Genomic DNA, 11,399 nt, shown 5'->3' with positions numbered 1-11,399 from the left:
CTGAAACTCGTCTCTTTCGCTGCGTCGCGCGCCCTCCCCTGGCGGGCGCAAGAGCCGGCAAGACCGAGCTCGCGTACACGCACATTTACTCGATCACCTCGTCTGCGCCGGCAATGACTGCTGCGGAGAACGGATGGCCGAGCAGTTTCGCTGCCTTCAAATTGACAACGAGCTCCACCTTCGTGACGAGCTGAACTGGAAGGTCAGAAGGCTTCACGCCCGACAGAATGCGTCCGGCATAGATACCCGCGCGACGGTGCGACTGCATGAAATCTCCTCCGTAGCTCATCAAACCTCCAGCCACGGGAAAGTCTCGGGTCTGCGTGATTGCGGGCAATTGATATTTCATCGCGAGAGCCGCCAGCCGAGCACTGCGAAATGCAAAATAGGGGTCGGAGGTAAACACAACTCCGCCTGGCCCGTCCCTGGCAACGGTGGCGAACATCGATTCAAATTCATCCTCCTTGCTTGCGCTATAGATCTGCAGTTGAACCCGCAGGGCTTCCGCGGCCGCCTGAAGCTTCTGCAATTGTGATGGTGCGGTCGGACTTGTCGGGTTGGCGACCACCGCCAATCTGGTCGCCGTGGGCAACAGGTCGCGCATCAGCTCAAGCCGCTTTGGCGACACATCGACGCTCAGGCTCGATACTCCCGTGATATTTCCGCCGGGCCGCGACAGGCTGTCCACCACGCGCAGCTGAACGGGGTCGCCGCCCATCTCGAACACGATGGTCTTGGTCGTACCCGTAGCCTTCGCGGCAAGTGCCACGGGAGCCCCACCAGGAGCCACGATCAGGTCTACATTTCTGGCGACCAATTCAGCAGCCAGGGCAGGCAATCGAGAATATTGTCCGTTGGCCCACTGAAAGTCGATCGCCACATTGCGACCCTCGACGAAGCCGGCTTCCTCCAGTCCCTGTCGGAAAGCCCCAAGTCGACTGCCAAAGAGCTCGGGTGACTCCGGGCAAAGATAGCCGATGACCGGCATGGAGGGCTTCTGCCCATACGAGACGGTCGTCCACGTCGCGGCGCCTGCCATCCAAAGAAGAAAATCGCGCCGTCTGGCGCGTCTGGGTAGCGTTGCTGCTCCAGGGTTGGCGCACCTCATGCCTACGGACCCGCTGCCGTCAGCCATTTGCCGGAGCATAGCCCCGGATACTCGAACAGTCTCTAGCGGATTGTGCCAGGCATCCCGCGGCCACTCGGCGAGAGAGCATCAAAGGATATTCCGAAGACCGGAATAGCTTCGTCAAATCCTTTGATTTCGCGGCCCCCGAGATCCTCAACGGGCCGCCTGCCCTTGACGTCGGCGGCGACTTTGGCGTCGATCAGGATTTCCTTGTCTGCGGCAGATGCGCACAGTCGGGCCGCAAGATTCACGACGCTCCCAATGGCGGTGTAGTCGAGCCGGTCCTCGTATCCGATCCGGCCGACAGTCGCCGGCCCGCTGGCAAGGCCGATTCCGAAACCAACGTGATAGCCACGCGATCGCCAGCCGGCGATGAGGACTTGCACGTTCGTCTGCATGTCGACGGCGAGATCGATGGCTCTCAATGCAGGCTCTTCGACCGGGACGGGTGCGTTCACCAGCACCATCAGTCCGTCGCCGGAGAAATTGATCAGCGTTGCCTCGAATTTCGCGATGACCCTGCCGAGGCTTTCATAATACTCCGCCAGTACGCTCATGACGTCCTCGGGCGCGGCGCCTGCCGAAAACGCGGTGAACCCCCTCAAATCGCAGAAGACAACGACGACTTCCGTACGGCGGCCGTCCAGCACGCTGTCATCGCCGGCTCGATCGACGAGATCGGCGACCTGGGGGGCAAGGAACCGCTTGAGCTTGGCGATGCGCTCCTGGTGCTGCTGCGCCAGCGCCAGCTCGGACGCCATTCTGTTGAAACTGTTTGCAAGACGCTGGAACTCGTCCCCGGTGTGGATTGAAATGCGGTGGTCAAAGGACCCGGCGCCAATCCTCTCCGTGCCCTCCTCGAGCAGCTTGATCGGCTCCGTCATCCGGTGCGCCAATGCATAGGCAAGTATCCCTGCGAGCATGGTGCTGATTGCGAGGAGCATTGCCGTCCGCCACAGGGCGGAATAGATCGGCGCATAAGCTTCGGATAGCGGCTGCACGACCACGACTGTCCAGTCGGGGCCCTGTACGGGAGCCGCGCTGGCAGCAACATAGTGTCCTTGTGCATCCCGGCTGGTTGCGAAGCCCGCTTTCGGCCCTATCGCGTCCCGCACAGCCCGAAATGGTTTGGAGGTTGCTTCCTCCGCCCCGCGGAGCACGAGGCTGATGTCGGGATGGGCGATCAGGCGACCCGATCGGTCCAGGACGAAGGCGGAGCCGGTCCTTCCGACCTTGATCGCCGAGATCACGTCCCAAATCAGCTTGAGGTTCACTTCGGCTATGACTGCGCCGACCGCCGGTCGGTTGCCGGTCATCCCAACCGTCAAGTACGGTTCGGAGCCTCGATTGTAGCTGACGTCGCTGAACCAGATCTGAGCTGCGCGGGCACCAACCAAGGCGGGATCAGCTGATCGGTCCGTACGGCTCTCGACACGATTGAGGCCGATCCGCGAGATGTAGAGACGCTCCAGGCCATTGCCGTCGAGGAGTGTGAGACTGACGATGGCGGGCGCTTGTCGAAGCAGGCGCAACGCGTCGGTCCGCCGGCGTTCGTCGAACTCGTCACTCCATGGAAGCTGAACCAGCCAGCCAAGCTGACTTGTGATGCCGTAGATGAAATCGTGTATTTCGGCGGCCGCGGATGCGGACTGGAGGCTAAGCCACTGGTCGAGCCTCGCGCGCTGATCGCGATAGCCGAACCACGCCTCAATAACCCCGTTGAACGCAAGTGGGATCGCGACAGCCACGAAAAGCGCGAGCAGATATTTATGAAAGAGGCCGCGAAACCGATCCTGCGGAATCATGATCCGGTCTCCTGATAATCACATAAATACAATGGTCCAGAATAACATGTCGCTCCGCCGTCGGGTGGAGTTCATTCGAATCCGGAGCATACGGGTGTCCCCCTCCCCAGGGATAGCGCCGATAGCTCGCTTGCGGACTCTGCTTTGGATCACATCGTGCCATAAGCTAAAGTGGATGAGATCGGATCCGGCGATGTAAATGGAGGCAGCTAATGGCTCGCATCTCGATGCGGGATGCGCCGACATCTCCGTTACGGCCAGCGGTGAAAATCGCAGGACGACTTCCACCATTGGCCCATTGGAGGGGCGCCAATCCGAACTGGTTAGAGCTGCCGCATCTACCGTTCGACTGCAAAGATGCGCCAATCTCCGGGGACCCCCTTGAGCAAATGATTGCCACGGTCACAAAAACGCAAGCCGGAACCCGCCACCAGATCCTTGACCGTGCCCGACACCAACACCTCGCTCGCTGTGGCGAGCGCCGCCACGCGCGCTCCGATGTGAACGGCAATGCCGCCGATATCTTCGCCTATGACCTCGCACTCGCCGGTATGAAGGCCGGCGCGGACCTCAATGCCCAGCGGCCTGAGCTCGTCGGCGATGGCACAAGCGCAGCGCACGCCGCGTGCCGGACCGTCGAAAGTGGCAAGAACGCCGTCGCCGGTCGTCTTGATTTCATGGCCGCGGAAGCGTGAGAGGGAGCGCCGTATCGCGGTGTGATGGGTGTCAAGGAGGTCGCGCCAGCGAAGGTCGCCGAGCGCGGCGGCTTTCTCGGTCGAGCCGACGATGTCGGTGAAGAGCACCGTGGCAAGCACGCGGTCGACCGCGACAGGCGCACGCGAGCCGGTCAGAAACTCCTCGATCGCATCGGCGATGTCGTCGGCATTGTCGCCGACGAAGGGAAGGTGGTCGACCCCCGCGAACTCGAGATAGCGGGCGCCTGGAATATGCGTGGCGAGAAACCGGCCGCCCTCGACCCTGACGTTGCTGTCCCCCGTCCGGTGGATGACGAGGGTCGGGACCTGGATCGTCGAGACGATGTCGCTGACGTCAATCAGACGGTTCATGCGCGCGTACGCGGCGGCGCCAGCAGGGCTATTGGACACGCGCTCGTTCTTAGCCCACCAGCGTTTGAACGCGGCATCGTTCACACGGGAAGGCGCAAATCTTGCCACGCTGCCGCCGCTGCCCCAGTTACGGTCAATATAGTCAAGAACTTGTTCCAGCGTCGGGACAACAAATGTCGTTGCAGGATAGGCGTTGCAGAGCACCAGCGCGCGGCAGCGACTGGGATAGGTCGCGGCGAACAGCGCCGACATCGTGCCGCCCTCGGAAATACCGAGAAGCGCCGCCTCGTCCATGCCGGTGCTGTCCATGACCGCCCGCAAGTCGTCCATACGCTGGTCCAGACCCGGGAAGTCAGCGCCCCGATCCGACAGGCCGGTGCCGCGCTTGTCGAACATCACCACCCTAGCGTAGCTCGCCAGGCGCAGCAGCCAACGACCTACCTCCGGTTCGTCCCACCAGTGCTCGACGTTGGTAAAGGCCGGCGGAGCGAAGACGACGTTGAGCGGCCCCTCGCCGAACACTTGATAAGCGATGTGAACGTCGCCGCTCTTGGCGTACTGGGTGTCTGGCTGCATTGACGACCCCACGCTTGCCGGGACTTTCCGGCTGGCGCAGAATTATAGCAACAGTCTTGATTGCAGGGAACGGCTCAACGTCTCCTGTTGGCCCCCTAAACGGACGTTCCGCCAAGATCGGCGTGATGGCGGCTTCTTACCCCTAAGCGGACGTCGCTATCCGGCAGGCGTCCCTCGGCCTCGCTGCCACACCGTTGATCTAGGTCAAACATCGCCCCCTCCTTTGGCCTCACGTCCTGTTCAGCCGCTTTGAGGCGGCGACGTCACCTTCACTTCGCTGGCGCTTAGCAACTTCCAGGCAGGCGTCGTATTCTTCCAGTGGCCTCCTCTCCCTCCTGATCCTGCAGAGGCTTACTGCAGGTTCGTCGACGAACGTGAGGACCTTGCTCATGATAACAATTCCAGAACTGACGTCCCAGGCGCTCGGCGCGTTCCTCATCACGGAGACACAAGGCCGCTTCGGCTCGTCGCATGCCCGCTTGCCGGAATTGCTCCCCTACGCAGCGAAGCTGGCACTGGAATGTATCGGCAACAGCGATGCATTATACCACAACGTAGAGCACACCCTCTTGGTCACGCTGGTGGGGCACGACATCCTGATCGGCCGCTCACTTCTGAGGCAAACGACGGCGAGCGATTACGCTCACTTTATCCTGGCCTGTCTGATCCACGACATCGGCTACGTTCGAGGCGTAATCTACGGAGACCAGGAGGGCGCCTATGTTGTTGATGGTACCGGCCGAACGGTTGAGTTACCGATCGGCTCCTCCGATGCAGCGCTTGCGCCCTATCACGTCGACCGCTCAAAATTGTTCGCGGTGGAGCGTCTCGACGCAGTCGACCAGATCGACGCCGCGCGCGTTGCCCAAGCCATCGAATATACCCGCTTTCCCTACACAGACGCACCAACGAGCGAACTCAAGGATGACCTGGACGAGGAGGAAGGTTTGCTGCTGCGTGCCGCTGATCTGATCGGTCAGCTCGGCGATCCCAACTACATGAAGAAATCGAATGCGCTCTTCTACGAATTCGAAGAGATAGGGCTCAACAAATCGCTCGGATACGCCACCCCCGCGGACGTGGTGCACAAATATCCGCAGTTCTACTGGACCAAGGTCGCGCCGCAAGTCCAGACGGCGATCCGTTATCTGAACGTAACCTCGAGCGGAAGACAATGGATCAGCAACCTGTATGGCAATGTCTTCCGTGCCGAGCGAGAGGTTAGACTGTCTGGTCCGCAGCTGTAGGGCCGGCAACCAACGAGTAGCGGCTCGTAAGTTGACGAGTTTGCGATAACGCCCTGATCCATTTCGGGAGGTAATTATTTGCGCGCCGTTCGCAGAGTTTCCGAGGGGTGCTCGCCAAAGGCAGTATGATAATATTTCGCAAAGTGTCCCAGATTACTAAATCCACAAGTGTAGGCTACCGAGGTCACAGTCGTCTCGGGCGTCGCATGCATGAGCATTTCCTTCGCATGTCGCAGCCGAACCTGCCTCACGAAGGCCATCGGTGACACTCCGCGGCTCTTCTTGAATGTAAAGAACAGACTCCGGATCGCGGCGTTTGCGACATGGGCGAGCGCTTCAACTGTGACCGGCTGATCCCAGTTCTGCTCGATATATTCCTCCGCGAGACGCACCTGCCAGGGCGCGACCGGGCGGACCGGATCTCGCACCAGCAGATGACTATAATTGTGGAGATTGCAATTAAGGTAAGAGACGACAAGGGTCTGTTCGAGCTCAGCCAATACAAGATCGGGAAGCGAAGCATCGACACGGTCTAATTCGAACGCCACAAACTCAACCAGGCGACGTTGAGCAACCGCCATTGCCGGAACGGGTCTGATGTTGGTCGCCATCCGCAGTGGGTCGACCGGTCGACCGATCAGTTCACTCAGCGTCTTGACCAACCTTTGCGGTTTGATGCGGAGGATCAGGTGCTCAAAATCGGATGAGTACTTGATCCGCATGTCTGCGTTCGGTCCGCAGACGGCTCCACAGCCAGGCGAAATTTCACCCTCCATCCCGTCATTAACAACGGAGCCGCGACCGCGAACTGGAAAGCCTTGAAGGTAGGTATCACCGTGCGAAAGACAAACCGCCAATGGGGAGCCATACCGGGCGTAAGTCACGCCGACATCTTGCATTTGTCGATGGTTGAGACATCCCTCAAAAGTCCTTTGGCCACCGCGCCCCAAGTCCATCGACCATACCGAAAAGAGGCCAGATAGGCGTTGGCGGAGTTCGTCGACGTCGCGGGTGCGAAGGGCCGGAAATCGGCTTAACGGCTCGTACCGCATGGTTTCACCCCTGCGTCCCGCAAACTGATAGGCTCGGCACAATCGGGCCGAACGCTGCAGTAACAGAGTAGCGCAAGCGGGCTATCGAGTGGACTCTTGGTCAGCAACTCAGCGGTACAAAATGTCGCGGCCCACGCGCCATGATCGATATCGATTCCACACTGGAAGACGGTGTTGTCACAGTCCATTTTCGCGGAGCAGTGACAAACCGGGAATTCATCGACCTGGCGGCAACGATTGCCGATTCCGGCTCAATGGGCGGAACTCGAATGTATCTCGATTGGCTCGAGATTGATCGCTGGGCGTTCTCAGTCCCGACCGCTAATGATGTAATCGGCTGGTGCAGGGCTCGAAAAATGATCGCCCGCGTCGCTATCGTTCACCAACCTCGTTTGAACCGCCAGGCAGCTTGGCTGGCCGCGTTCCTGCGCGAGGAAGGCGTCGAAGTTCGCTCCTGGCGGCCGCACAGTGCCACCGCAGCGGCAGCATGGCTGCGCATGTCTGGTCCTGCCCGGCCCTGACGCGAGTGGTTCTATTCATCTTCTTGGGCAATACGCCGCCGCTCGTGCAGTTTCCGGCCTGCCAATGCACTCGCTGAGTAGCGCTCTCCACTCAACCGACTGCAAGCTCTCGCGCATTGAACTCGGCTGACCGGCCGGCCTGACTGGAATCGTCCGATACGTCGCGATCAGTGTCGTTGTATCAGCGAGAGGCTTTCATCATGAAGATCACCAAGGCCATGTTCTTGCTTACGACTATATCCGTTGCAGCCATGACCTCCGTACCGGTGGTGGCACAACAGCAGCAAAGGCCCAACATCGTTGTCATCTGGGGCGATGACATCGGGCAGTCGAATGTCAGCGCGTATTCACGGGGGATGATGGGTTATCAAACGCCCAATATCGACCGCCTCGCAAACGAGGGCGTGATGTTCACGGACTATTACGCGGAGCAGAGTTGTACCGCGGGGCGCGCCTCGTTTCTCACGGGCCAGTCCGGCTTGCGGACTGGAATGACCAAGGTCGGGCTGCCTGGCGCCACCCTTGGGCTGCAGAAAGAAGATCCCACCGTGGCCGAGTTGCTCAAGCCAATGGGCTATGCCACTGGCCAGTTCGGCAAGAACCATCTGGGCGACCGCAACGAATTCCTGCCAACGATTCATGGCTTCGACGAATTCTACGGCAATCTCTACCACTTGAACGCGGAAGAAGAGCCGGAACTGCCCGACTACCCCAAGGACCCCGCCTTCAAAGCCAAGTATGGGCCGCGGGGCGTTTTGGACTGTAAGGCATCCGACAAGGACGATGCGACGGTTGATCCGCGCTTCGGCAAGGTTGGCAAGCAAGTATGCAAAGACACCGGCCCGCTGACGAAGAAACGGATGGAGACCGTCGACGACGACATCGCGGATCGAGCCGCGGACTTCATCAAGAGGCAAAAGAATGCGAACAAACCATTCTTCGTCTGGGTGAACTTCACCCACATGCACACGCGTACGCACACGAAGCCGGAAAGCCTCGGCCAGGCCGGCCGCTGGCAGAGTTCGTACCACGACGCAATGATGGATCACGACAAGAACGTGGGAACGGTGCTCAAGACGCTGGACGACCTCGGCATCGCCCAGGACACCTTCGTCATGTACTCGACCGATAACGGTCCGCACATGAACACCTGGCCGGATGCAGGTATGACGCCATTCCGCAGCGAAAAGAACACGAACTGGGAAGGAGCCTATCGGGTGCCGGCGATCCTCCGATGGCCGGGCAAGATCAAGGCAGGCCAGGTGTCGAACGAAATCACCGCTCATCACGACATGCTTCCGACCATTCTCGGGGTTGCCGGCGAACCGCAGGTGAGCGAAAAGCTGCGCGCCGGATACAAGATTGGCGACATCACCTACAAAGTGCATCTCGATGGCTACAATCTCGTCCCGTATTTGACCGGACAGACCGCGAAGAGCCCGCGAGACTCGTTCCTCTATGTCAACGACGATCAGCAACTGGTCGGATTGCGATACGACAACTGGAAGGTCGTGTTCATGGAGCAGCGCGCCAACGGGCAGTTTCTGCTCTGGGCCAATCCCTTTACCAGCCTGCGCGTTCCAAAGATCTTCAATCTCCGAACCGATCCCTATGAGCGCGCGGACATTACCTCGAACACGTACTACGACTGGTTGTTCGATCACGTGTTCCTGCTCGTACCGGCGCAGGATTACGTGGGCCAGTTCCTGACAACGTTCCGCGATTACCCGCAGCGGCAGAAGGCGGCCAGCTTCAATCTGGACGAAGTCATGGAGAAGCTGAAGGAGGCGAAGTAACTCGCCGCCTTACCACCTGCGGTCCGACAATGGCGCGTCATCGCCGGACCGCAGTCGAACATATCCACGGGCGCCTCTTGGAAGACTGGATCGCTCCTAACCTGACTTGGCACGGTGCTCCTGAAAAGCGGCCTTGAGTTCAGCCAGTTCGTCGTTTGTTGCTCCTGGCTCTGCGTCGGCCCGATTTGCAGGCAAGTCCATGTAAGCGATTGGGTGATCGAACTGGCTCGCAGTGAAGTCATACCTCCGGCCTCCGATCCGATTGTAAAAATGGTCCCCGGCCGGCAGAGGCGTCTTCAGCAGCTCGCCGCCGAAGAGTTCGTGAACGAGCAGCGCCGTGACGTTGCACTGCCCGGCCGCCGGATTGTCCGGCGTCCATTGCCTGAAAGTCGACAACGACCATGCCTTGCGCAGCGCGCGTTGAACCTCATCGGGATCGAAGCTCATCGTCACCTCACGGGATCGGCACCGTAGCGCCAATTTCGGATTATACGATGTTAGCTTTTTGCCACTGTTTTGCCCGACGTGTCAAACGGGTTCGTTGCTGGGTCGAGCCCCAACTCCATCCACTCGTCATTGCGAGCGTAGCGGCTTGTCTGCCGAAGCCTCGGCGAAGGCGGAAGCAATCCAGCACCCCTCCGCGGTCACGGTCTGGATTGCTTCGTCGCAAGGGCTCCTCGCAATGACGATGTGGGAACAGACGCGCGCCAAATGACGATGTCATTCCAGCTGCCGCGATCAGGCAAAATCGCCGCGTTGGCCCCGGCCGCGCGACGATTGCCCCTTGCTGCTGACTTACCCCGACGGTCCAAATGGTTGGCAGCATTCACAGGGCAGCCTGCCCTCACCCCGCTTCTACTGTGCATGGGGTTGTTTTTCATATTTTTGTTTGGGCGGCCGCTGGCGGCAATGAAAAAGCCCGGCCTCGCGAACGAGGCCGGGCTCTGTCGTCTTGCGTCGTTTCGAAAGATCAGCCGCGGGTGCGCGAGCGGATCATGAAGCTGTCGTAGGTGTATTCGGCGACCTGCCACCACAGATATTCGTCGGAGCGGTAGGCCTGCATGGCGTCGATCGACTTCTTGAAGTCGGGGTTCTTGGCCGAGATCTCGCCCCACAGCTCGTTGGTCGACTTGAGGCAGGCCTCTAGCACTTCGTTGGTGAAGGGACGAAGCTGGGTGCCGCCGGCGACCAGACGCTTCAGTGCCGCCGGGTTCTGCATGTCGTAGCGCGCGGCCATCCAGCTGTTGGCGTTGGCCATCGCGTTGGTGAGGATCGCCTGGTAGTTCTTCGGCAGCGAATTCCACTTGTCCAGGTTGGTGAAGGCGTGGACGGTCGGGCCGCCTTCCCAGAAGCCCGGATAGTAGTAGTACTTGGCGACCTTGGCGAAGCCGAGCTTCTCGTCATCGTAGGGGCCGACCCACTCGGCGGCGTCGATGGTGCCCTTCTCCAGTGCCGGATAGATGTCGCCGCCGGCGAGCTGCTGCGGCACGACGCCGACCTTCTGGAGCACCTGGCCGGCGATGCCGCCGATGCGCATCTTGAGGCCGGAGAGGTCCGCAACGGTCTTGATCTCCTTGCGGAACCAGCCGCCCATCTGGGTGCCGGTGTTGCCGCAGGGCTGACCGATCACGTTCGACTTCTTGAAGAACTCGTTGCCGAGTTGCTCGCCGCCGCCCTGGTACCACCAGGAGTTCTGCTGGCGTGCGTTGAGGCCGAACGGCACCGAGGCGTAGATCGCCCAGGTCGGGTCCTTGCCGACATAGTAGTAGGAGACGGTGTGGCACATCTCGACCGTGCCGTTCGAGGTCGCGTCGAGCGCCTGGAGGCCGGGGACGATTTCGCCGGCGGCGAACACCTGGATCTGGAACTTGTTGTCGGTCATCTCGGCGACGTACTTCGCCAGCTGCTCGCCACCGCCATAGATGGTATCGAGCGACTTCGGGAAGCTCGACGTCAGGCGCCACTTGATCTCGGGCATGGACTGCGCGATCGCCGGCGAGGCCACCGCGGCGGTCGCCGCCGCGCCTGCTGCCGACACTTTCAGGAAATCACGACGCTTCATCTTCAGGTCTCTCCTTGTTGGGGCGTTTCCCCTAAACTTCCTCGTTGTCGCCGCTCGTTCCGGCGACGCGTTTGGGTCGCGTCGAACCGAAGGGGCTTGACAGCCGTGGCCTTTAACACGGAAGCCCCGCTTTCGGAACGCGAC

General features: G+C 60.4%; 10 protein-coding genes. 3 read left to right on the top strand and 7 right to left on the bottom strand.

Annotation, left to right across the window (positions count from 1 at the left end):
* Positions 1 to 85 precede the first annotated feature (85 nt).
* From ACKWRH_RS17030 to ACKWRH_RS17015, 4 genes are all read right to left on the bottom strand, one after another.
* Positions 86 to 1,039: an ABC transporter substrate-binding protein gene (locus ACKWRH_RS17030; RefSeq protein ID WP_445221513.1), complete on the bottom strand. Its 954-nt coding sequence runs from the start codon at positions 1,037 to 1,039 to the stop codon at positions 86 to 88.
* Between the two features lie 131 nt (positions 1,040 to 1,170).
* Complete coding sequence (locus ACKWRH_RS17025) at positions 1,171 to 2,934, bottom strand: adenylate/guanylate cyclase domain-containing protein (RefSeq protein ID WP_445221512.1); 1,764 nt, start codon at positions 2,932 to 2,934, stop codon at positions 1,171 to 1,173.
* Positions 2,935 to 3,272: 338 nt separating this feature from the next.
* Positions 3,273 to 4,577, bottom strand: a complete 1,305-nt coding sequence (locus ACKWRH_RS17020; RefSeq protein WP_445221511.1) for an adenylate/guanylate cyclase domain-containing protein — start codon at positions 4,575 to 4,577, stop codon at positions 3,273 to 3,275.
* Between the two features lie 229 nt (positions 4,578 to 4,806).
* A complete protein-coding gene (locus tag ACKWRH_RS17015; protein WP_445221510.1) occupies positions 4,807 to 4,968 on the bottom strand; it encodes a hypothetical protein in 162 nt (53 codons plus the stop codon).
* On the opposite strand from ACKWRH_RS17015, the gene ACKWRH_RS17010 reads away from it, so the two are divergent.
* Positions 4,967 to 5,824, top strand: a complete 858-nt coding sequence (locus ACKWRH_RS17010) for a metal-dependent phosphohydrolase (RefSeq protein WP_445221509.1) — start codon at positions 4,967 to 4,969, stop codon at positions 5,822 to 5,824. The two genes, ACKWRH_RS17015 and ACKWRH_RS17010, sit on opposite strands and share 2 nt — an antisense overlap.
* Positions 5,825 to 5,898: 74 nt before the next feature.
* On the opposite strand, the gene ACKWRH_RS17005 is transcribed toward ACKWRH_RS17010, so the two are convergent.
* The gene (locus tag ACKWRH_RS17005; RefSeq protein ID WP_445221508.1) at positions 5,899 to 6,876 is read right to left on the bottom strand and encodes an AraC family transcriptional regulator; all 978 of its coding nucleotides are present in this window, start codon (positions 6,874 to 6,876) and stop codon (positions 5,899 to 5,901) included.
* A gap of 140 nt (positions 6,877 to 7,016) precedes the next feature.
* On the opposite strand from ACKWRH_RS17005, the gene ACKWRH_RS17000 reads away from it, so the two are divergent.
* Both ACKWRH_RS17000 and ACKWRH_RS16995 read left to right on the top strand, forming a co-directional pair.
* A complete protein-coding gene (locus ACKWRH_RS17000; RefSeq protein WP_445221507.1) occupies positions 7,017 to 7,397 on the top strand; it encodes an STAS/SEC14 domain-containing protein in 381 nt (126 codons plus the stop codon).
* A 200-nt stretch (positions 7,398 to 7,597) separates the two neighbouring features.
* Positions 7,598 to 9,193, top strand: coding sequence for an arylsulfatase (locus ACKWRH_RS16995; protein WP_445221506.1), 1,596 nt, complete (start codon positions 7,598 to 7,600; stop codon positions 9,191 to 9,193).
* A gap of 96 nt (positions 9,194 to 9,289) precedes the next feature.
* Here ACKWRH_RS16995 and ACKWRH_RS16990 read toward each other — a convergent pair whose 3' ends face one another.
* Both ACKWRH_RS16990 and ACKWRH_RS16985 read right to left on the bottom strand, forming a co-directional pair.
* Positions 9,290 to 9,640, bottom strand: coding sequence for a YunG family protein (locus ACKWRH_RS16990; RefSeq protein ID WP_445221505.1), 351 nt, complete (start codon positions 9,638 to 9,640; stop codon positions 9,290 to 9,292).
* 523 nt (positions 9,641 to 10,163) lie between these two features.
* The gene (locus ACKWRH_RS16985) at positions 10,164 to 11,255 is read right to left on the bottom strand and encodes a TRAP transporter substrate-binding protein (RefSeq protein WP_014496209.1); all 1,092 of its coding nucleotides are present in this window, start codon (positions 11,253 to 11,255) and stop codon (positions 10,164 to 10,166) included.
* Positions 11,256 to 11,399: the final 144 nt, after the last annotated feature.

Source organism: Bradyrhizobium sp. Pa8 (assembly GCF_052588265.1).
Note: the sequence above shows the minus strand (reverse complement) of the source record. Positions and strands in the feature narration are given on the sequence as shown.